The organism is Flavobacterium movens, assembly GCF_039581425.1.
Classification (GTDB): domain Bacteria; phylum Bacteroidota; class Bacteroidia; order Flavobacteriales; family Flavobacteriaceae; genus Flavobacterium; species Flavobacterium luteolum.
On record NZ_JBCPXY010000012.1, the window covers coordinates 67,275 to 89,966 of the forward strand.

The 22,692-nt window shown below is 33.7% G+C and carries 21 protein-coding genes and 1 tRNA gene; 4 read left to right on the forward strand and 18 right to left on the reverse strand.

The genetic code is table 11. The annotated features are described in order from the left end of the window. Positions 1-11: 11 nt before the first annotated feature. Positions 12-1,064 (forward strand): endonuclease/exonuclease/phosphatase family protein, encoded by a 1,053-nt coding sequence (locus AAYQ05_RS19150; protein ID WP_281633799.1) that lies wholly within the window; start codon positions 12-14, stop codon positions 1,062-1,064. Here AAYQ05_RS19150 and AAYQ05_RS19155 read toward each other — a convergent pair. From AAYQ05_RS19155 to AAYQ05_RS19185, 7 genes are all read right to left on the reverse strand, one after another. Further along, on the reverse strand, positions 1,061-1,675 hold the full coding sequence (locus AAYQ05_RS19155) for a WbqC family protein (RefSeq protein ID WP_343544941.1): 615 nt from the start codon (positions 1,673-1,675) through the stop codon (positions 1,061-1,063). The two genes, AAYQ05_RS19150 and AAYQ05_RS19155, sit on opposite strands and share 4 nt — an antisense overlap. A gap of 124 nt (positions 1,676-1,799) precedes the next feature. Next, positions 1,800-3,380: a signal peptidase I gene (lepB, locus tag AAYQ05_RS19160; protein WP_343544942.1), complete on the reverse strand. Its 1,581-nt coding sequence runs from the start codon at positions 3,378-3,380 to the stop codon at positions 1,800-1,802. Positions 3,381-3,437: 57 nt separating this feature from the next. Further along, positions 3,438-4,139 carry a 4-hydroxy-tetrahydrodipicolinate reductase gene (gene dapB, locus AAYQ05_RS19165; RefSeq protein WP_177212186.1) on the reverse strand — a complete coding sequence of 234 codons (702 nt, stop codon included), beginning with the start codon at positions 4,137-4,139 and terminating at the stop codon, positions 3,438-3,440. A gap of 40 nt (positions 4,140-4,179) precedes the next feature. Continuing rightward, positions 4,180-4,740 (reverse strand): DUF5683 domain-containing protein, encoded by a 561-nt coding sequence (locus tag AAYQ05_RS19170; protein WP_177212187.1) that lies wholly within the window; start codon positions 4,738-4,740, stop codon positions 4,180-4,182. After that, positions 4,740-5,642, reverse strand: coding sequence for a ParB/RepB/Spo0J family partition protein (locus tag AAYQ05_RS19175; RefSeq protein WP_281633797.1), 903 nt, complete (start codon positions 5,640-5,642; stop codon positions 4,740-4,742). The genes AAYQ05_RS19170 and AAYQ05_RS19175 overlap by 1 nt, the downstream gene beginning before the upstream one ends. A 5-nt stretch (positions 5,643-5,647) precedes the next feature. Then, the gene (locus AAYQ05_RS19180; RefSeq protein ID WP_008464569.1) at positions 5,648-6,415 is read right to left on the reverse strand and encodes a ParA family protein; all 768 of its coding nucleotides are present in this window, start codon (positions 6,413-6,415) and stop codon (positions 5,648-5,650) included. Between the two features lie 218 nt (positions 6,416-6,633). Next, complete coding sequence (locus AAYQ05_RS19185; protein WP_343544943.1) at positions 6,634-7,038, reverse strand: septal ring lytic transglycosylase RlpA family protein; 405 nt, start codon at positions 7,036-7,038, stop codon at positions 6,634-6,636. 227 nt (positions 7,039-7,265) lie between these two features. On the opposite strand from AAYQ05_RS19185, the gene AAYQ05_RS19190 reads away from it, so the two are divergent. Next, positions 7,266-9,437 (forward strand): pectate lyase-like domain-containing protein, encoded by a 2,172-nt coding sequence (locus AAYQ05_RS19190; protein ID WP_343544944.1) that lies wholly within the window; start codon positions 7,266-7,268, stop codon positions 9,435-9,437. A 240-nt stretch (positions 9,438-9,677) separates the two neighbouring features. On the opposite strand, the gene AAYQ05_RS19195 is transcribed toward AAYQ05_RS19190, so the two are convergent. Next, positions 9,678-9,752: transfer RNA gene (locus tag AAYQ05_RS19195), tRNA-Pro, on the reverse strand. A gap of 176 nt (positions 9,753-9,928) precedes the next feature. Here AAYQ05_RS19195 and trxB point away from each other — a divergent pair. Further along, the gene (trxB, locus tag AAYQ05_RS19200; RefSeq protein WP_177212190.1) at positions 9,929-10,876 is read left to right on the forward strand and encodes a thioredoxin-disulfide reductase; all 948 of its coding nucleotides are present in this window, start codon (positions 9,929-9,931) and stop codon (positions 10,874-10,876) included. Positions 10,877-10,999: 123 nt separating this feature from the next. Here the strand turns inward: trxB and AAYQ05_RS19205 are convergent, their stop codons facing one another. The 5 genes from AAYQ05_RS19205 to AAYQ05_RS19225 form a co-directional block, all read right to left on the reverse strand. Further along, on the reverse strand, positions 11,000-11,860 hold the full coding sequence (locus tag AAYQ05_RS19205; protein ID WP_343544945.1) for a GIN domain-containing protein: 861 nt from the start codon (positions 11,858-11,860) through the stop codon (positions 11,000-11,002). An 83-nt stretch (positions 11,861-11,943) separates the two neighbouring features. Beyond that, positions 11,944-12,678 (reverse strand): head GIN domain-containing protein, encoded by a 735-nt coding sequence (locus AAYQ05_RS19210; RefSeq protein ID WP_343544946.1) that lies wholly within the window; start codon positions 12,676-12,678, stop codon positions 11,944-11,946. Between the two features lie 3 nt (positions 12,679-12,681). Next, entirely contained in the window at positions 12,682-14,433 is a 1,752-nt protein-coding gene (locus tag AAYQ05_RS19215; RefSeq protein ID WP_343544947.1) for a PspC domain-containing protein, read from the reverse strand. A 3-nt stretch (positions 14,434-14,436) separates the two neighbouring features. Further along, complete coding sequence (locus AAYQ05_RS19220; protein ID WP_008464689.1) at positions 14,437-14,769, reverse strand: PadR family transcriptional regulator; 333 nt, start codon at positions 14,767-14,769, stop codon at positions 14,437-14,439. A 124-nt stretch (positions 14,770-14,893) separates the two neighbouring features. Continuing rightward, a complete protein-coding gene (locus AAYQ05_RS19225) occupies positions 14,894-15,373 on the reverse strand; it encodes a DUF4870 domain-containing protein (RefSeq protein ID WP_343544948.1) in 480 nt (159 codons plus the stop codon). A 230-nt stretch (positions 15,374-15,603) separates the two neighbouring features. On the opposite strand from AAYQ05_RS19225, the gene AAYQ05_RS19230 reads away from it, so the two are divergent. Then, entirely contained in the window at positions 15,604-16,056 is a 453-nt protein-coding gene (locus AAYQ05_RS19230; protein WP_281633791.1) for a DUF4442 domain-containing protein, read from the forward strand. A 119-nt stretch (positions 16,057-16,175) separates the two neighbouring features. Here the strand turns inward: AAYQ05_RS19230 and AAYQ05_RS19235 are convergent, their stop codons facing one another. The 5 genes from AAYQ05_RS19235 to AAYQ05_RS19255 all read right to left on the reverse strand — a co-directional run bounded on the left by AAYQ05_RS19235 (position 16,176) and on the right by AAYQ05_RS19255 (position 22,650). Then, positions 16,176-16,334 (reverse strand): hypothetical protein, encoded by a 159-nt coding sequence (locus AAYQ05_RS19235; protein ID WP_281633790.1) that lies wholly within the window; start codon positions 16,332-16,334, stop codon positions 16,176-16,178. Positions 16,335-16,451: 117 nt separating this feature from the next. Then, positions 16,452-17,135, reverse strand: coding sequence for a hypothetical protein (locus tag AAYQ05_RS19240; RefSeq protein ID WP_343544949.1), 684 nt, complete (start codon positions 17,133-17,135; stop codon positions 16,452-16,454). Between the two features lie 6 nt (positions 17,136-17,141). Continuing rightward, a complete protein-coding gene (locus AAYQ05_RS19245; RefSeq protein WP_343544950.1) occupies positions 17,142-17,564 on the reverse strand; it encodes a hypothetical protein in 423 nt (140 codons plus the stop codon). A 106-nt stretch (positions 17,565-17,670) separates the two neighbouring features. Continuing rightward, positions 17,671-19,914 carry a multicopper oxidase family protein gene (locus AAYQ05_RS19250; RefSeq protein WP_343544951.1) on the reverse strand — a complete coding sequence of 748 codons (2,244 nt, stop codon included), beginning with the start codon at positions 19,912-19,914 and terminating at the stop codon, positions 17,671-17,673. 201 nt (positions 19,915-20,115) lie between these two features. After that, positions 20,116-22,650, reverse strand: a complete 2,535-nt coding sequence (locus AAYQ05_RS19255; protein WP_343544952.1) for a heavy metal translocating P-type ATPase — start codon at positions 22,648-22,650, stop codon at positions 20,116-20,118. Positions 22,651-22,692: the final 42 nt, after the last annotated feature.

Genomic DNA, 22,692 nt, shown 5'->3' on the forward strand with positions numbered 1-22,692 from the left:
GGAGACTAAATATGAAAAACCTCTCTTGGTTTAATAAAATAATGTTCTTTTTGAACATAGTGCTGACTGTGCTTACATTTAGCATTTATGTTTTACCTTTTTTAGCACCTAAAAGTTTTCCGCTTTTATCGGTGCTTACCTTGTTTATGCCTGCTTTTTTTGTGGCCAATATACTTTTTTTTGTCTATTGGGGAATTCAGTTTAAAAAACGGCTCATTTTGTCTGGTTTGGTTCTGCTGACCGGAATTACATTTATTAGTAAATTTTATAAGTTTTCTGGAAAAGAGTATGTCAAAGACGAAAAGGATTTCTCTGTAATGAGTTATAATGTGCGTCTGTTTAATGTTTTTAAATGGCTGGATCGAGATGATATTCCGTCAAACATTAAAGCGTTTATAGACGAAAAAGATCCAGATATTCTATGTATTCAAGAATATTCAAATTCGGCACATTTAGATTTAAAAGTATATCCGCACCGTTATATTTTTATTGATGGTAAAAAAATTAAGACAGGACAGGCTATTTTTTCTAAATTTCCTATTATAGACGAGGGAAAGATTATTTTTCCTAAGTCAGATAATAATGTAGTTTACGCTGATATTAAGCGTGGAAAAGATATTATTCGTGTTTATAATATGCATTTGCAGTCCATTAAGATATCTCCAGACGTAAGTGAGATTTCAGATGATATTGATAATGTAAATCAGAAGAAATCACAGCGTATTTATGCTAGAATTAGCAAGGGATTCACGCAGCAGCAAGAACAGGCAGAAATTTTTAAAGAGCATATCAAAAAATGCAATTACCCAATTATTATTTGTGGAGACATGAATAATAGTCCGTTTTCTTATGTGTACCGAAATATAAAGGGGAAGCTTAAAGACGCTTTTGAAGAGGCTGGAGAAGGTTTTGGCGCAACCTATAAGTTTAAGTATTATCCAGCCAGAATTGACTATATTTTTACAGATACTAAAATGAAGGTAAAAGAATTTGAAAGTTTTCCTGATTTCGAAAACTCAGATCATTATCCTATTATGACTAGACTTTCGATAGATCAGTTTTAGATTATTGTCTGTGTTTTTAAATAATCCATTGCAAATTTACCTTCGTTAAAAAGTAAATCCAAAACACTTAAATTGTTGATGAAGCCATGTTTGTCGTCAAATACTTGAGTGTATTTCTCGAAAGAATTAGTGTCTTTTTTTCCATTTGCTAAGTGTCTGAAATCGGTAAAATTGGCAACTTCATGAAAATATTCTGTTGTTCTTCCAAATTCCAGTTTCATTCGAAGGCATTTCGTAACAATGTCTAAAACTTCGAAGTTTAAATCCATTAAAAATTGGTGTTTTTTCTCGAAAATAGGAATGATGTCATCTTCGAAATACTCAAAGAAAGGAGAGCTTCTATAAGCTGCTTCAAGCGATTTAAAATGCTGTTTCTGCCAATCAAATTCATTTTCGATCAAAATATCTTTTGTCTTCTGATGCGTTGCTTTAGAGTGCTTAACAGGAATATTTAATAATTGAATTCCATTTGGACTATAAATGTAAGTTCTGTTTCTATTGGTCTGTTTTTGGAAATTATCTTCCATTTCAAAAGTAATACTGTCAGATTGCGCTATAACAGCAAAATGACTAATAGAAGGGAAATAAGTTGGAAGTATTAAGGAATTCATGATTTTAATTCTTGTTTAAATGTTTCAGGTTTCAAGTTTCAAGTTTTGTGTGAACTTGGAACTTGAAACCTGACTCAAGAGCTTGCTCGAACAGGCGTAGCAAACAAAAATAACTTTTTTTTAATTACGCTTTATTCTCTCTTCTTTTTTTCCAAATAAAATCTCCTACAAAGTAGATAGCAAGAAGTATTAGGAAGTATTTAAAATAAGAGTGTGGTTGGCCTTCACCATCAACAGTTGTAAATACTCTGTTCCATCGAATTTTATTGATGCCTTTCCCGTTAGTATCCCAGCTCATCCAGATGAAAACTGGTTTTCCTACAATATGATTTTCTGGAACGTAACCCCAATAGCGGCTATCTTCAGAATTGTGACGGTTGTCTCCCATCATCCAATAGTAGTTCTGTTTGAAAGTGTATGTTGTTGCGGGTTTTCCGTTTATTAAGAATTTTGAACCTTGCAATTCTAATGTATTTCCTTCATAATTAGTGATAATTTCTTTATAAAAAGGAAGGGATTCATTTGTTAGCGCAACTGTTTTTCCTGCCTCTGGAATATAAATTGGTCCCATGTTGTCTTGGTTCCATTTATTAATGTGAGGGAAAATGTCGTTGTTGTTTCCTGTGTCAATTTTTCGGATAACTGCAGTGACACCAGGAGTGTTTTTAAATCTTTCTGCTCCAGCTTCTGTTAGGGCGCCTAAATAAAGAGTATCTCTTTTTTCAACTCTATTGCCTGCAGCATCAATTTCAGTTCTAAAGCCAGCTGGATCTGTAATGTCTAATTCTTTAAAAATTGTTTCAAAATCAATTGGTGTTTTTTGGTCTAGAGCAACTGAATAAGAATATTGAGGTTTAGCTCTTTCTGGTAAAACTAATTTTTTACCATTAATAAAAACATAGCCATCTTTTATTGATAAACTGTCTCCAGGAATACCAACGCATCTCTTTACATAATTTGATTTCTTGTCAATAGGCTTGATAACACCTGGTCTTCCTTTTGGTTCAAAGAAATAATGAACCGTATCAACAGGCCAGTTAAAAACGACAATGTCGCATCGGTTTATTTTTTCGAATGCTGGAAGTCTGAAATATGGCAATTGTGGCCAACTTAAGTAAGATTTCTTTTTAGTTAATGGAATAGAGTCGTGAACCATTGGCAGGGCAACAGTTGTCATCGGAACTCTAGGGCCATAGTTTAATTTGCTTACAAATAAGAAATCGCCAATTAGCAAAGATTTTTCTAAAGATGATGTTGGAATTGTGTAAGGCTGTACTACATAAGTGTGTACTAATGTTGCCACTATAATAGCAAACAATAAAGAGCTGACAGTATCTGCCGCTTTGTTTTCAGGCGTTAATTTACGGTCTTTATGATACTCTAATTTCTGAGTGTAATTAACTACGTAGATATAAAAGCCTAAAGTGAAAAGCCCTAAAATAGTGTCTAAAGTTGATTTTTTACCAAAAGTTCTTAATGTCTCAATCCATACAACTGGAAACATGATTAAGTTGATAATCGGAATAAAAAGCAAGATAGTCCACCAAGTAGGACGCCCGATAATCTTCATTAAAACGATAGAATTGTATACCGGAATTGCTGCTTCCCAGCTTTTTCTTCCCGCCGCCTGATACAGTTTCCAAGTACCAAGAAAATGAATAATCTGAACAGCTAGAAAAAATACGAACCAAGAGTATAAAGTCATAATATTGTATTTTAAGTTTCAAATTTAGGAGGGAATGTAATCCTAAATTGTATCGATTTATTGTAAGTTTAAAACGTCTTTCATTGTGAAAATTCCTTGTTTTCCTGCAAGCCATTCGGCAGCAATAACAGCGCCAAGAGCAAATCCTTCGCGGTTATGAGCAGTATGTTTAATTTCGATACTGTCAATTGCAGAGTCATAAGTTACAGTATGTGTACCAGGTACTTCTCCAATTCTTTTTGCTTCAATATGAATTTCATTCTTTTTTGCTTCGTCCATTGTCCAATTTGCATAGCCGCTGTTTTCGATAACGCCTTGAGCTAAAGAAATAGCGGTTCCGCTTGGTGCATCTAGTTTATGGATGTGATGAATTTCTTCCATCGAAACTTTATAAGAATCAAATTGATTCATGATTTTGGCTAAATATTCGTTTAGTCCGAAGAAAATATTTACTCCTAAACTGAAATTTGAACTAGAGATGAATCCTCCTTTTTTCTCATTGCAAAGCGCAATCATTTCGTCATAATGTTCTAACCAACCCGTTGTTCCAGAAACTACAGGAACATTAGCGTTAAAAGATGCAGAAATATTGCTAACCGCTGCAGATGGAACGCTGAAATCAATGGCAACATCTGCTGTTGAAAGTCCGTCATAGGTGTTAAATTCATCTTTCTTTAAAACTATTTCATGACCTCTTTCTAAAGCAATTCTTTCGATTACTTTACCCATTTTTCCGTATCCTAAAAGCGCAATTTTCATTATGATTTGTTTTTTGATTTTTTAAATAGAGGCTGCTCTATTAAAACTTATAATTAAAGGTTAGTCCGACGTTTGGTTTAAATGTTACATCGTCGGGATAAATTTCTGGACGCATTGAAAGCCTTTCGTTTACATTAAATTGTATCAGTGCGGCATCAACATTGGCATCGATAATGTTTAAGACATAGAATCCGACAACAAACAAAGCAGATAAGTCTCTGTTTCTTTGGTAGAATTTTTGTCCGTCAACAAGACGGCTGTCATCCAAAAATTGATATTTGTCATCGTTGTAACCTTCTAATCTTCGTTTGTAGGCGTCACGATAATCGTGGTATTTTTTATTGTTGTCTATATAGAAATACAAGCTGGTTCCGATTGCTCCGTAGACCAATGGAATTTTCCAGTATTTTTTGTTGTATGCTTGACCTAAACCAGGCAAAATAGCAGAGTAAAAAGCTGCTTTTGCTGGCGTAAGCGGGTCTATTTCTTGTAATGCGGTAGTGTCTTTTACGACTAAAACCGTGTCTTTTTTTGCTTGGGCAAAAAGAGAAACGGTTCCTGTTAGAAAGAACAATAGACCAATGGGGACAATTTTATTCACTATCCGTTTATTAATTTTATAATTCTGTTAAAGTCGGCTTCAGAATTAAATGGAATTGTAATTTTTCCTTTTCCGTTACCAGCGACTTTTATATCAACTTTTGAGCCAAAATAATCGTTGAAAGTGTGTTTTTGTGTTTCTCTAACTACAAATCCAGCATCAGCTTTAGGTTTGCCATCTGCTTTTGGCTGCTGGCCTTCATGATAATTTTTAACTAAAGCTTCTGTCTCACGAACAGATAAATTTTGACTAACGATTTTTTGATAAATATCAGTCTGAACGTCTAAATCTTCAATGTTGATAATTGCTCTACCGTGTCCCATGCTAATAAAACCATCGCGAATACCTGTCTGGATAATCGGGTCTAATTTTAAAAGTCGTAAATAGTTGGCAATTGTTGAGCGTTTTTTTCCCACTCTTTCACTCATTTGTTCTTGAGTTAATTGAATTTCGTCAATTAAACGCTGGTATGATAAAGCAATCTCAATAGGATCTAAGTCATGACGCTGGATGTTTTCAACCAAAGCCATAACCAAAGATTCGTTGTCATTTGCAATACGAATATAAGCAGGAACATGAGTAAGTCCTACTAATTTAGATGCACGAAGACGACGCTCTCCAGAGATTAACTGGTATTTATTAAAATCTAATTTACGAACAGTAATAGGTTGAATTACACCAAGTTCTTTAATAGAAGTGGCTAATTCGCGTAACGATTCTTCATTAAAATTGCTTCTAGGCTGAAACGGATTTATTTCAATCGCACTTATTTCAAGTTCAATGATATTTCCAACAACCTTATCAGCATTTTTGTCTTCTACTGATTTAATGTCGTTTTCCGGATCTTTTAATAAGGCAGATAATCCTCTTCCTAAGGCTTGTTTTTTAATTACTTTTGTCATAAAAACTATTTACTGTTTTTCTTTATAATTTCTTGTGCTAAATGAATGTAGTTTACGGCACCTTTACTTGTTGCATCATAATTGATAATGCTTTCTCCAAAACTCGGAGCCTCACTTAATTTTACATTTCGCTGAATTACAGTATCAAAAACCATATCATTAAAGTGTTTTTGAACTTCTTCTACAACCTGATTAGATAAACGTAATCTTGAATCGTACATTGTTAGTAGCAAACCTTCAATGTCAAGATCTGGGTTGTGTATTTTTTGAATACTCTTAATAGTGTTCAGCAATTTTCCTAATCCTTCAAGTGCAAAATATTCACACTGAATAGGAATAACTACAGAATCTGCTGCTGTTAAGGCATTTAATGTTAACAAACCTAAAGAAGGAGCACAGTCGATAATGATATAATCATATTCTTCTTTTGCTTCTTCCAATGCTTTTTTAAGCATGTATTCGCGGTTTTCTTTGTCAACCAATTCAATTTCGATAGCAACAAGGTCAATGTGAGCTGGGATCACATCTACGTTTGGAGCTGTGCATTTTAAAACGGCTTCTTTTGGTGTTACAGTGTGCTCAAGTATTTGATAAGTTCCGGTTTCAACTGTTTCTACGTCAATTCCAAGACCAGATGTAGCATTGGCCTGTGGATCAGCGTCGATCAATAATACTTTTTTTTCTAAAACACCTAATGAGGCAGCAAGATTTACTGATGTAGTAGTCTTTCCAACGCCTCCTTTTTGATTAGCAATAGCAATGATTTTGCCCATTTATTTTCTGAATTTTGAACCGTAAAAATACAATTATTTATGGTTTCTGAAAATCTATTTTGTTAACATTTGTGAAAGTGTGCCTAATCGGGGTTTTATGGGAGTTTGATTGAAAATAATTTTAGTTATGAATAAAATTATTAGTAAGTTTTTTAGATAATTTAGCATTTGTTTCGCTGCAAAAATACAAGAATCTAATTTTGAAGTGAAAAAGTTTTTTATTTTAAAATTTCAATAGTCACACAAACTAAACCGCTTTTTTTATTAGATGTAATATCCATAAAGGCTCTTTTGCTGAGATCTATTTCCCTTCCTTTAACAAAAGGTCCCCGATCTGTAACTTCTACAATCACAAATTTTTTGTTCACTTCATTTGTAACTTTTAATAGAGTGCCAAAAGGAAATTTTTTATGCGCTGCGGTAAAATCATTGTTATGGAATCTTTTGCCACTCGCTGTTTTTCTTCCATTAAATCTATCATGATAATAAGATCCGTGTACGTTTTTCTTGTATAACATGCTTTTTTTGGTTATTACGTATGGATCAATAAGTAGTATGTTTTTATGTTGTGCGAATGTAGTGACAGAAAAAACTAATACAGTAAATAGTATGGTCTTATTCATTTTATTTTCTCTTTTTTTTGCGGGCAAAAAAACGCTATAAAAGAAAAAGAGATATGCCTAATAGGGTTTATTTATGTTGTAAAAAGACAAGATTTAGTGATTTTGTAGTGTTTTTGATAAGAAAATTGAGTCCCAAAACGGACTCGATGGTTGGAGATTATTGCTATTTTGGGCTTTCTTAAAATTACAATTATTACAATCTATCAAACCACAAAATGAACATTTTTATGAGTAAAAAAGCAATCTCATTTTTAGGAGTATTTACGTTTATGATGCTTTTAAGCAGTTTTGTTTCACCTTATTCTTCTAATGAAAAAATAGGAGGAAATAAAAAAATTGAACGCAAAATTATTTATAATAAAAAGAAGCATGCGATTACATTATCTTGGTCAGCTTTTGGTTCTTCGGGAAATTATATAATTACTAGAGGAGGCAGTCGTTTGGCATCTGATTTTGTATCGGTAGGATCAACTTCCAAATTAGCATTTACCGATAATAAACCTAGCAGAAATAAATACGAGAACTATTATAAAGTCAGCAGAAATGAAATTACCATTATAATCTCGCTTGAAAATCAGATTTTTGGCGATAATATGTATTTCTATGACAGAAAATATGAAAAAGCTGAAACGGCTAGAAATGATATCAATTCGCAATTTGGCAGTATTGGTTTAGGAGGGGCAAACGGCGAATGGACAACAAAACGTCAGGCTTATTATTTTAAGCCAAATGTAAATGGACAAACTTACGATATTGGCGGATCAGGTTCTGCATCGTCTGTAGAATCAAATGCAATAGAATTAGGGTTTTATTCTCATATTGGAGGTTTGGGTAAAGTGCCTTCTGATGTTAAATTAGGAGCAATATTTACAAGACCTCACCTTTCAGGTGGGGCAAATGCGACTTGTACATTTTGGCGTTCTGTAGAAAATGTTGAAGTAATGCGTGATTTTTCTTGGACGGTTTCTCAATCAACCAGTGCAAGAAGATTATTGATTGAAAGTACTTCAAAATATATTTCAGATATTGGGAATACTAATTTTTGGGGTAGTGGCGGTTTTATTGCCGATACTCATTATACATCTTCAAGGCCAAATTGGGGTGGACAGCAACAGTGGTACACAAGAAATGCTATTTTTCCTTCTGGCTCTGGGGCTATGGGAGGTTCTTATAATATGGTTTGGCAGGGATGTGTAAATCCTCCACAAGCAAATGATGCTAATTCGCCTATTCCGACAACGCCTATTATTAGAGAAAAGCCTTTTCTTTTTATTGATAATGATGGAGAATACAAAGTATTTGTTCCGGCATGGCAAAAGGATAGAGTAGGAGTTTCTTGGTCAGCGACTGATATGGGGAAAGGCCAAATTCAAGATTTGATTGCAAATTGGTATGTTGCAAAAGAAGGAGATACTGATACTGAGATAAATGCTGCATTAAAAGCAGGTAAAAATATATTCTTTACTCCTGGACATTATGCATTGAATGCTCCGATTCAGGTAAATAGAAAAGACGCCATACTTCTTGGTGCTGGTATTGCTTCTGTAACGCTAGAACCGACAGAGAAAAATACTTGGGGATGTATTTATGCTGATGATAAAGACGGAATTATCATTGCTGGACTTTTGATGGATTCATTAAATAGTACTACTTATCAGGTTAGAATTGGTAACGAAGGGGCAAGCGCAGATCATGCTGTAGATCCTATTTTACTTAGCGATATTACTTGTAGAGTAGGCGGAGTCCAATCAAAAAATATACAGATTCAGGCTTCTATGCAAATAAATAGTAATAATGTTGTAGGTGATCATTTCTGGTTATGGCGTGCCGATCATGGTTCGCAAAAAGGTGGCGATGCTCGCTGGCAAAGAGATAGATGCAAAAACGGACTTATTGTTGCGGGTAATGATGTAACGTTATATGCATTGTTTGTTGAACATTATCAGGAATATGAAGTATTATGGTTAGGAGAACGTGGTAGAACTTTCTTCTTTCAGAACGAACCTCCGTACGATGCTCCAAATCAAGCAAGTTGGAGTAGTCAAGGAGGAAGAGTTGATGGTTATGCGGCTTTTAAAGTAGCAAATACTGTAAAGGAACATCATACTATAGGAATGGGATCTTATGCTGTTTTTACAGGAACTGATGGGAATGTGAATAAGAAAAATGGTTTTGAAGCACCTAATAGTCCTAATGTAAAACTGGAAAAAATGTGTATCACACGTTTTGCAGGACCAGGAAATATTCAAAATGTTATAAATGGTACGGGCGGAAGCACAGCAACAGGTGTAAAACGCGTGGCATTATATAATAATGGTGAAGGCGTACAGCCTTTTGATGAAGAATTTGTTTTGCCTAATAAGGAATCTTATCCTGTTTATATAAGTATGGAAAAATAGTAAGAACGTTTTTTTTCGCCACGAATTCACGAATTTTCTTTTTAAATACTATATCTAAATATTATTCGAATTAATTCGAATAAATAATCGCAAAGATTTGAAAAAACAATTCGTGAATTCGTGGCGAATACTATTTATTTCGTTTCTAGTATGTTTACGAATAGCTAACAAAGTTGCAAAGTTTTTTATTTGAGTTTAAAGCAAAAAAAAAGTCTTTTCAAATAAATGAAAAGACTTTTGTCGGGGTGGCAGGATTCGAACCTGCGGCCTCCTGCTCCCAAAGCAGGCGCGATAACCGGGCTACGCTACACCCCGAAGATGTAATTTTGTTGTAGTGCCCGAAAGCGGATGCAAAGATATAAATAAATTTGATTTGTAAAAGGAAAAAATGAAAATAAATAAAACTTATTTTGATATAGCTATTTCAGATTTATTTTCGGCGTTATTTTTTATAATAAAGTTTACATTTGCAACTCAAAAAAACTATTACTATGTCAAATACAATCGAAAAAATTAAATGCCTTATTATAGGTTCTGGTCCTGCAGGTTATACTGCGGCTATTTATGCGGCTAGAGCTAACATGAATCCAGTATTATATCAAGGAATGCAGCCTGGTGGTCAATTGACTACAACTAATGAGGTTGAAAACTTTCCTGGTTATGTTGATGGAGTGACTGGTCCTGAAATGATGATTCAGTTACAGGAACAAGCAAAACGTTTTGGGGCAGATATTCGTGATGGATGGGCTACAAAAGTTGATTTTTCTGGAGATATTCATAAAGTTTGGATTAACGATACTATCGAATTACACTGCGAAACTGTAATTATTTCGACAGGTGCTTCGGCTAAATATTTAGGATTACCATCAGAACAGCACTATTTAAATATGGGTGGTGGAGTTTCTGCATGTGCTGTCTGCGACGGATTCTTCTACAGAAACCAAGAGGTTGTGATTGTTGGAGCAGGAGATTCTGCATGCGAAGAAGCACATTATTTGTCTAAACTTTGCAAAAAAGTAACCATGTTAGTTAGAAGTGAAAAATTTAGAGCTTCTAAAATTATGGAAGAGCGCGTTCGTAAAACTGAAAATATCGAGATTTTAATGAATCACGATACTGTTGAAGTTTTAGGAGACAACAATGTAGTTCATGCTATAAAAGCTTTAAACAAAACAACTGGCGAAACAATCGAAATTCCTGCAACTGGTTTCTTCGTGGCAATTGGCCACAAACCAAATACAGATATCTTTAAAGATTATATTACTCTTGACGAAACAGGATATATTGTAAATACTCCAGGTACATCTAAAACAAATGTTGAAGGTGTATTTGTAGCAGGAGATGCTGCAGATCACGTATACCGTCAAGCAATTACGGCTGCGGGTACAGGATGTATGGCGGCTTTGGATGCTGAAAGATATTTGGCTTCAAAGGAATAAGTTAAAAAGTTTCAGGTTTCAAGTTGTTGTAAAACTGAAATCTTTTGTAATAAAAAATCCCAGTCTAAAATTTTAGACTGGGATTTTCTTTTTCGTTATATTGATTTTTAAACTTTAAAAAGCTTACAATGTTGCTGCTTTTGGCTTTGCTGCACCTGGCTTTTTTATCAGTTTTGCTTCTTCGCTAAAGCGTGTAAGTTCTATTTTTGGATCACCATATAATGAAATTTCAGACTTGTCTCCAGCTGCTATTGCAATAGTGGTATCGGCAAAAATTGTAGCAACGGCAGAACCTTCAGCAGTAACATTTGCATCTTTCAAAGTAAATTTTGTTCCGGTGAAAACTGAATTATTGTCTAATCGAATAGTTGCTTTTTCGGCAATTCCTTCAATTGCTGCGGTTGCTTTTTGATATAAATCACATTTGAATTTTATTGCAGAAACCAATGTTTTAACGCCAGCATATTTACTCAATTGCAAACTTCCGTCCTCTGCTTTTAAGTTTAATTCTGTTCTAGACTTATCATCGGCAATTAAAGTAAATTTCTTTGCATTTACATTCAAATACAATTTAGAAAAATCAAGGCAATTCATTGTAATGTCATCCAATTGCAATTCTTGAATAGCATAAACTACTGCTTCATTTTTAGTGATTACTTTATTTAATGATTTAGTATAAGTAACTTTTACAGATAGTCTCTTGAAAATAGTAGATTCTTTATTGGTATATAAGCGAAGTGTTTTTTCTCTTAAATCCATTCCTACAATATCGTGCAGGTTATCATCGGCTTCAATTTTAATTTCGTTTTTCTCTCCTTGTTCCAAATAAACTTCTAGGTTATCATCGACTTCAAGGGCATCAAAACTTCCAACTTCTTTTATTGAGGTAGTTACAATTTTAGAACCTTTAATTTTTTCTCTTTTTTGAGCGAAAGTCAGAGTCGTAACAAATAATAATAGGAGTAGGGCTGTACTTTTTTTCATTAATTCTAGATTTGATTTTGACAAATATAAAAAAATCATCCACTTTTGGTGAATGATTTCGTTTATATTTAACAGTTATGATTTTAGCTTTTACTTACACTTCCTCCAGATGTTGCAGATTTTTCAATTGTTTTTGGAGTACCACTATAATTGATATTTCCGCCGCTAGAAGCATCTGCTTTTAGGCTTAAGATTGGGCGTACAGAAACTGTTCCGCCGCTAGAAGCATCTGCATGAATGTCATTAGCCATTAATTTTTCTGCATCAATACTTCCTCCGCTTGAAACCGAAGTCGTAAGGCTTAAAGCTTTTCCTTCTATATCTATAGAACTCCCGCTTCCAGCATCTATTGCAATTCTGTCAGATTCGATTTTAACATCCATCGATGCTGCGCTCGAAGCTTCTAAAGTAACATCTTCACTTTGAACAAATCCGTCAGTTTCAACAGTTGAAGCACTAGAAGCTTCAATTTTATGGACAACCGGCATTTTTACTGTTACTTTTTTTGATGTAATGTTACGGAAAGAGCTGTATTTGCATTCAATAATAAGCGTTCCGTTTTCTACTTTAGTAACAATTTCTTTTTGAAGATTATCATCAGCCTCAACTGTGATTTCTGTAGCATCAGACTGTACAATAACCAAATCGATAGCATTACTTACAGAGATGTTTTTAAATTCTCCTTGAACATTTCTTTTTTCTGTTGTAACATTTCCGCTTCCTTCAATTGCATTCATGTTAAAATTACATGAGGCAAATAATAAGGCTGTAACAGTCGCAATTATAAATTTCGTAATATGAATGATTATTTTTATCATGGTTTAGTTAGTTTTGATTACAACTCCGTTTTTATCAATAGTTAGTTTTCCTTTTTTTCCGTTTAAAACTTCTTTTCCATTAATTTTAACCGAAACTTCTTTTATAGTATCATTGGTGCTGCCAGTATTGTTTTCATAGTCATTTTCGTTGTCGTTCTCATAATCATTTTCATAATTGTTGTCATTATCCTCATCAGCAGGACAGTTTAAACATTTTACTTTAGATCCGATAACTTTGTAATTGTAATCTCCTTTATAATTAAGTTCAAAGAAATTGTCATCTGAGTTATAGTAATCTCTAACTGAAGAATCTGGTTTAACTAATTGCCCTTCTGGTAAGTAAAGATAGATGTCAACTTCTTGCCCTCTAAATTTATTTTTTACATCTGTCAGAAAATAGTTATCCAAAATTAAATGATTTCCACTAATTTGAAACTTATAATTAATTTTTTCTGCTCTTTTTTTAGCGTTTGTAAAAGAGTTTCCTCTTGCGCTTTTTTCGATCTGAATGAACGGAGCTAATTCATCTGTATGTAATACATGTAATCGTACATCGTTAGAATAAATCAATTCATTGTTTGCAGAATCTTGAACAAACTCAAACTCTCTATAGTGATTCAGGCTTTTTGTATAGTAATCGTTATACTTGAACTTAATGTATAAAGTATCAGCAGGTTTGATTGACAGAACTTTTTTCTCTACTACTTTATTGTCATAAGAAATTTCAGTTGCCTGTTTGATTCCGATGCTAGTAAGAATTGCGATAGAAATAATCCAAAGAGCTAAAAGCGTATATTTTGTAATATTTCCGATTGATTTTAAATTTGGAGATAACAGTTTAAATCCTAAAAGAGTTAAGAAGAAAAACGGAATTCCAACAGCAAAGAACATTAACAATCCGAATGACCATAGAGGATATTCTGTAAAGTTTCCGGCTTCAACAAAATTCTGCCAAGGGAAATCGATAAAAATATTAGTTCCTAAAGTAAATACGCCAATCAATAACATGATTAAGGTAGAAATCCCTGAGATAATTAGAATTACTCCTAAAAACTTAGCAAAGATTTTAAAAACAGTCATGACAAAGTCTCCAAATGAACTACTTATTCTCCCAGCTCCCGACTTTACTTGGTTTCCCATTTTGTCATAATCTGCATTTTTGAATTTTTCAGAAAGTGAATCAATTTCTTCGCGAACTTTTTTTTCGATGTTCGAAATAGTCACTGGTTCTCCTGTCATTTCCAATTTTTCAGAAGTTGTTACCGCTTCAGGAGTTACAATCCAAAGAACGAAGTAAGCTAAAATTCCCGTTCCAAAACCTGCAAAAACGAAGATTAAGAATATGATTTTAATCCAGACCGCGTCAATTCCAAAGTAATGTCCTAAACCTGTCGCTACACCGCCAATCATACCATTTTCTTTGTCACGATATAATTTTTTGTGTTTTCTTGCAGTATAGTTATTGAAAGATTGATTTGCATTTTCTTCGTCTTCAATTCTATAATCTTCTGGCTGCCCCATCACTGCAATCACTTCGTCAACATCTTTCAGTCCAACAACATGTTTTTCGCTTTTTTGTTTTTCTGTCAGTAATTCAGAAACACGCATTTCGATGTCTTTAATAATTTCATCCTGACCAGATGAGTTGTTAAGTGATCGTTTTATAGCGTCAAAATAGCGTGTCAATTTTAAGTATGCATCTTCATCGATGTGAAAAAACATCCCGCCTAAGTTAATATTTACTGTTTTGTTCATGACTTATTGATTTTGATTGGTGATTAGATTTACGGCGTCGGATAATTCTGTCCAAGTGCCGCTAAGTTCGTTTAAAAATGTTTGTCCTATTTCGGTTAATCCATAATATTTTCGTGGAGGCCCAGAGGTCGATTCTTCCCAGCGATAATTAAGTAAACCATCGTTTTTTAATCTAGTTAACAACGGGTAAACGGTTCCTTCTACAACTAGTAATTTTGCGTTTTTTAAAGTGTCTAATATTTCAGATGTATATGCGTCTTTTTCTTTTAATACAGATAAGATGCAAAACTCAAGAACACCTTTGCGCATCTGTGCTTTTGTGTTTTCAATGTTCATAATTTCATTTTGTTTTTTTTTGATTGAACAATTCGTTTTTTGATTGATGATGATTTGATTGATGATTGATTTCGAAACTTATATGATTTGATTGATGTTTCGACTATAACTTTTAATTTTTGTGTCACTTTATAAAAGGAATCGTAATCGGATATTTGTACAATTCTCCGTTTGAAGCTTTTATTGAAGCATAAATCACTAAAAAGAACTCAACAAATTTTAATAATCCGAAAAGGATAACAGCTGTTATGCCGATACTTAGAATTCCAATATTTGCTTGAAAATTAAAGTTTCTAATTACAAAATCGTCGTTATTAAAAACTGCTTCTAGTGGAAGATTCTGCAAGAAAACCGTAACGAAAATCGGTATTGCGATAAGTGCTAAAATCAATGAATAAAGCAAAATGCTTAATTGAAAGTTCAAAGCTTGTTTTCCGTGATGATCTGCAAATTCAGACTTGTCTTTATAGTTTGTCCAAATGATTAGAGGAAAAATATAGTTCCCAAACGGAATTATATATTGGCTTAAAGTACTCAAATGAGTAAATGCTGCTGTATTCTTTTCTGATGTTTTTTCCATGATGAGTGGTGTTGTTGTTTCCATGATTAAAAGTATATAGTAATTTCTTATGCAAATATATGTCTAAAAGACAGTATCTTGTTTTGCATAGTACTAATTATTAACAAAAATTTAACAAATTTAAAACTGCTAAATATAGGCCAAAACATTGAAAATCATTTGAAAGTAGCATGTTTGTTGACTTCTTTTGATATGTAAAGAATTTATTGTGCGTGCATAGTTTTTTTGTATTTTTACATAAAAAAATAAATTATATGGCACTTTCGGTATCAAAACTTAATAAGTTTGTCTTCTTCAAACTTCCTTCAGCATACTTTTGCGGAGTTCGCGTAAAGGACATAAATGAGAATAGCTGTACAGTAACAGTAAAACACAGATGGATCAATCAAAATCCGTTTAATTCAATGTACTTTGCTGTTCAGGCAATGGCGGCAGAGCTGACGACAGGAGCTTTGGTGATTTCTCAGATTCAGCAAAGCGGCAGAAAAATTTCAATGTTAGTAGCCAACAATAAGGGGAACTTCACAAAAAAAGCGACTGGTAGAATAACATTTGTTTGCAATGACGGGCATTTGATTGCTGATGCTATAAAGAAAACAATAGAAACAGGAGAAGGGCAGACGTTTTGGATGAAATCTATCGGAACAAACGAAGAAGGTGTTCAAGTCTCAGAAATGGATTTTGAATGGAGTATTAGAGTGAAATAGTTTTTTTTGCAACGAATTCATGAATTGCAATTTTTCAGGAACTTTGTCAAAGTTTCGTAACCGTATAAAAAAAGGCCTCAAATATTTTTGAGGCCTTTTTAATGAAAGTCGAATTTCATTTATTTTTTAACACAGCAAGATTTTGTGTCTTTTTTGTCTGTTGTTTTTTTACAGCACGATTCTTTTTTGGTTTTGTCTTTTGTTGCCGGTTTTGTGTCCTGAGCCATTACGCCAATAGAAAAGAAAGCAACTGTTACTACGGTGATTACTTTTGTCATTTTGTTTAAATGTTTTTTCGTGTTAGAGATTATAATTGGTTAATCAAATATAAACTGATTTTATATTACGTAAGAATAGTTTGATTGTTAATGTTTTGATAAAAGTGGATTCAAACATTAAAAGCCATAAGCAACTTTACGCTCTTTATATTGTCCTTTTTTTATAACCCAAACCAATTCATAACTTCCAGCACCATCGCTATTGCTTGAAGAAATGTATAAAGTGTTAGAGTTTTTGTCATAATTTGTTTTTGTATTAAAAAGACTTGGTTCGTATAAATCCTCGAAAGCATTTTTAGGGAGTTCGATAGTTTGGGATTCTATGGTTATCGTTATGGATTTAAAAGCTGTTTTAGGAATTCCGCCGTCAGTTCCCCAAAATTGTTTTCCATTGATTTTTTCTAGAAAAGATTTATCTTTTGAAAAGGTGAGTTTTGCAGTGCTTGATTCAAAATTTTTACTTTCAATACTAATAGCAATATCACCTTTCTGGAAAACAACTTTCGTTTTAGTTTCCTTTACTAACGGAATTTTCTCGAAATCTGATAAATACTTAACTCTATCTTTATATAAATAACCACTTAAATCTTTATTGTTTTTAGAATAATCTATATTGATCCAATTGTTTACTGGTTCAAAGCAATAGACAACAAAATCGTTGTTTAGCTTATCTGAAATGTTATTTCCTTTTGAAGCTTCTGTTCTAATATTTACATATCCGTCGTTATCTTTTATTACTGCAAATTGAGCAAAGGCATTTATTCTTGAAAGTATTATACATAAGAGAAATATTTTCTTCATATTAGTTTAGTTAAAAAAATTGTCGTCAATTTCAATGTTTAAAGATTTCATAATTATGCCTTTATAATTTTCTTTTAGTAATTTATGCATTGCTTGTTGTGATTTGATAACGATCTTATAGTTCTCATTTTCAATTTCAATGCTTTTAATAGATTTACTAATTTCACTAATATTTTCATCGTTCCATCTTCCTCTTCCAAAATAAATATAGCCATCTTCTTCTTCAGGGTTATGCGGGATTAAATTAAAAACAATCGAATCTCCTTTTTTCATTTCATCCAATTGATCGTTTTTAAATTGCGAGTTTATTATCAATTTTACTTTGACATTGCTTTCGCCTTTATTTGTAAAAAGAATACCCTGTGAAGGATCGCAACTAGTTAAAGTCATTGCACAACAAAGAAATAATGTAAAATACAGTTTTCTCATACTTGATATTAAGATAATTGGTTTTAGAAAACTAAGATAAAATTATTTCACTGTAAAGATGCTTTTCTAAATGAACTTAATTCACTTATATGGTTAAAGAAAAAAATTAATAATTCAAGTTCATTCCAAATCCAATTCCCATATCGCTATCATAATGTGTTGTAATTCCTATGTTTCGGGTTACAATGTATTTTAGTCCAGCCATATATTCTTTATCGGTATTCCACATTAGATTCATTCGGAGCATTTGGGATAGCGGAATATCTTTTCGCTCAAATTGTAAACGAACATTTCCATCGGTAAAAACTTCGATTTGTGCTTTTATGAGCATTGGTAAAGTATATTCAGCACCTAAACTAAAAACCGAACGATTGTCTTTGGTGTTTTTCTGACCGAAAAGATTCTGTTCCTGTTTGTCTATTCCCATTTTTCGGTAACGCCAATCAAAACCAATAAAAGGCATCAGCCACTGATTTTTTCCTATATATCTTCCAATGTGAGTTTCAGTTTCGTAACCATGTTCGTTATTATAACCCAATCTCCATTCGGTTCCAATACTCCATCTTGTGTTGCTGAACATTGCTTCACCGTCGTTTCCGTTAGATGCAAAATCATTTTCTGCTCTAAAATGAAACATTCTGTCGTCCATTTTCAGCATTTTAAAAGCCATTTCTGGATGATGAATTAGCGGATTTGGTGCTGAATTTTCATAACTAAAAATCCTTCCCATTCCAGCCATCATATGATATAAAATGTGACAATGAAAAAACCAGTCGCCATCGGCATTTGCTTGAAATTCGATCGTATCGGTTTCCATTGGCATAATATCAATCACATTTTTTAGCGGAGAATAATCTCCGTGTTCATTCAGAATTCTAAAATCATGTCCGTGCAAATGCATTGGGTGGCGCATCATCGAACCGTTGTATAAAACGATACGAACATTTTCTCCTTTTTTAATTAAAATTTTATCGGTTTCAGAAACCACTTTATTATCTAAACTCCAAACGTAACGATTCATGTTTCCAGAAAGCGTAAAACGCAATTCTTTAACAGGAGCATCTTTCGGAAGATTCGTTTTAAACGGAGATTTCAACATTCCGTAATTCAAAGTCACAATTTCAGAAGTTTCAGTACTGCCACTTTCCATTTTCATGCCTTCCATATTATGATTAGAATGATCCATTTTAGGTTTTGAATTTTCATCTTCACCCGAAATTTCTGGATACATTACAGCATTCATGTCCATTTTATTCAAAGACATATTCATGCCCATATCATTCATTTCGCCGTTCACTTTCATCATGTCGTTCATCATTTTCATTCCCTCAAAATATTTTAATTTCGAAAGATGATGAACAGGTTGTTTCTCTCCACTTCCTAAAAACAAAGCTGCAGATCCCGTTCTGTCTTCGGCTGTAGCCAAAAAGGCAAAAGATTTGTTATCTTCTGGAATAGTAACCACAACATCATAAGTTTCAGAAACGGCAATAATCAAACGATCAACTTCTACTGGTTCGACATCGTTTCCATCACTGGCAACAACGGTGATTTTCCCTCCGGCATAAGTCAGCCAAAAATAGCTTGATGCACCACCGTTGGCAATTCGTAAGCGGACTTTTGAACCTGGTTTGAGATCTGAAAATTGCTGTTCATTTTTACCATTAATCAGAAATTTTTCATAATAAACATCGCTGACATCCATTGCATTCATTCGTTTCCATTCGTTGGTTACTTTTGTCGAAAAATGTCCTTGTTTTACAGCTTCGGCATAACTTTGTGTTGTTCCTTTTTTAATCGCAAACCAATCATTGGCATTGTGCAGCATTCGCTGAATATTCTCTGGTTTTAGATCTGACCATTCACTTAAAATAACTGGAATAGTTGGCAAATCATCAATTCCTTTTCTGATAGTTGAATCGTCTTTTTTCTTATTGATGATAAAAAGTCCGTATAAACCAATTTGTTCCTGTAGCCCCGAATGACTGTGATACCAATACGTTCCGTTCTGAATAATCGGAAAAGTATATTTATGAGTTGTTCCAGGCTCAATTGGCATTTGAGTCAGGTACGGAACACCATCTTCCTTATTTGGCAGAAATAATCCGTGCCAATGCATCGAAGTGCTTTCTTTTTTGAGTTCGTTATGCACGTAGATTTCAGCAATATCGCCTTCAGTAAAAGTTAGAGTCGGCATCGGAATTTTTCCGTTTACCGCAATCGCACGTTTTTCTTTACCCGAAAAATTGACAATCGTATCACGAACATGCAAATCATAACGCACCACTTTTTGCGCCTTTAACTGAATAGCGATTAAAAAAAGCACAAGTATATATTTTATTTTTGTCATCGATTATAATTTTAAAGCGTTGGATTAAATTGAACACAGTTTAATTTTAACACATAGAAACATAGATTTTTGTGTCTAAAAAAGAGCATAAAAGAAACAAGTTTCCACACATAGCTAAACTATGTGCATTGGCGCAAGCGAAACGCCTTTAACCGCAAACCAGAACTATGATTCTATGTGTTAAAATAATTTCGCTTCAACTTACAATTTTAGATTTCGCAATCGTAAAGCATTTACGATTACGGATACAGAACTCAAACTCATTGCAACAGCGGCCAACATCGGCGAAAGCAATATTCCTAAAAACGGATATAAAATTCCTGCTGCAATTGGAACACCCAAAGTGTTATATATAAAAGCAAAGAATAAATTCTGTTTGATATTTGACATTACAGCATGGCTGAGGTTTTTAGCTTTTACAATTCCGTTTAAATCGCCTTTTACCAAAGTAATTTTAGCGCTTTCAATTGCAACATCTGTTCCAGTTCCCATGGCAATTCCGATGTTAGATTGCGCTAAAGCCGGAGCATCATTGATTCCGTCTCCCGCCATGGCAACAATTTTTCCTTGAGCTTGAAGACGTTCAATTTCTTTTAATTTATCGTGTGGAAGACAATCTGCTTTAAACGAACTCAAATGTAAATGTTCGGCAACTGCTTTTGCGGTGTTATGATTATCTCCAGTCATCATGATAACCTCAACGCCTTGATCGATTAATTCTTTGATCGCTTTAGCACTGTTTTCTTTAATGGCATCAGTAATGGCAACATAACCTAAAACAACATTTTCAATTGCGATGTACGAAATAGTTTTTCCTAAATTTTGTTCGGCAGTTACTTTTTGTTCTAAATCACTAGAAACAGAAACGCCGATTTCTTGCATTAATTTTTTATTTCCTAAAGCTACTTTCTTGTTTTCGATCGTTCCTAAAACTCCTTTTCCAGCAATAGTTTCAAAACCTTGAACTTCTTTTAAGGCACTATTTTTTGCTTTCGCGAAATTAACTACAGCCTGTGCCAATGGATGCTCGCTGTGCTGATTTAGCGAAGCAATATTTTGAAGCAGAAAATCTTCCTCATTAGTAACGGAATAGACTTTTTCTACAGATGGTTTTCCTTCTGTAATGGTTCCTGTTTTGTCGGTAATTAAAACATCAATTTTATTCATGTTTTCTAGAGCTTCAGCATTTTTGATCAGGATTCCGTTTTGAGCTCCTTTTCCAACCCCAACCATAACCGACATTGGAGTTGCTAACCCAAGCGCGCAAGGACAAGCAATAATAAGAACAGCAATCGCATTGATTAGTCCATAGACATAAGCGGGTTCTGGACCGAATTTCGCCCAAGCAAAAAAGGTTAAAACCGAAATAATAACAACAGTTGGAACAAAATATTTAGAAACACGATCGGCTAATTTTTGAATTGGAGCGCGAGATCTGCTAGCGTCATTTACCATTTGAATAATTTGAGAAAGCATGGTTTCTGAACCGACTTTTTCGGCAATCATTACAAATGATTTTGTTCCGTTTATTGTTCCAGAAATTACAGCATCGCCTGTTTTTTTATCAACAGGAATAGGTTCTCCAGTTATCATCGATTCATCGATACTGCTTTCGCTAGTAGTTATTTTTCCGTCAACCGGAATTTTTTCTCCTGGTTTTACACGAAGTAAATCGCCCTTTTTAATGTTATGAATAGAAATTACTTTGTCAATTCCGTTTTCAACCAAAGTAGCCTCAGTTGGCGCTAATTTTAATAGTTCTTTTATGGCTCCATTCGTTTGTCCGTGTGCTTTGGCTTCTAACAATTGTCCTAATAAAACTAAGGTTATAATTACCGTTGCAGCTTCAAAATACAAATGAATGGTTCCGTGATGTGATTTAAATTCAGAAGGAAAAATATCAGGAAAGAACATTCCGATAATACTGAAAAGGAAAGCAACGCTAGTTCCTATTCCAATTAAAGTAAACATATTTAAATTCCATGTTATAATGGATTTGTAGCCACGAACAAAAAACATCCATCCTGCATAAAACAATACTGGAAGTGAAAATAGAAATTGAACCCAATTCCATTTTTCGATAGACATTATATTGTAAAGCGGATTATTTGGAATCATTTCTGACATTGAAATAATGAAAATGGGAAGCGTAAATAAAATCGCAATTTTCATTTTCTTCAATAAATCATTATAAGTTTTGTTTTCTTCACTTTCAGAAGCTTGCATTGGAACCAGATCCATTCCGCAAATCGGACAATCGCCCGGTTCATTTGAAACGATTTCTGGATGCATCGGACAAGTAAATTGTGTTGCTGTTATGGCAACTTGTGGAACTAAATCCATTCCGCAAACCGGACAATCTCCAGGTTTGATGTATGTTTTGTCACCTTCGCAATGCATTGGGCAGTAATAAACGCCATTTGCACTGTGCACGTGTACTTTTTTAGTTTCTGTTTTATGATGATTATGGTTGTGATTCTCTTTTTTATGGCCAGAGCAGCAAGATTTAGCTTCGCCGTGATTTTTAGGAGAATCCATTTCAATAGTATAATTTCCTGCGGCAGACAAAACCTCTTGAAATTTTTCTGTTGCTACATGTTTGTCCATTGTTATTGTAGCAGTCGGAGGATTTAGAGTTACTTCTGCTTGAACACCTTCAACTTCATTTAAAGTTTTTTCTACTTTTTTGCGGCATCCGTCGCAAGACATCCCTGAAATTATATATTGATGAGTCATTGTATTGGTTTTTAAGTATTACAATGCAAATTTCTGAAGTAA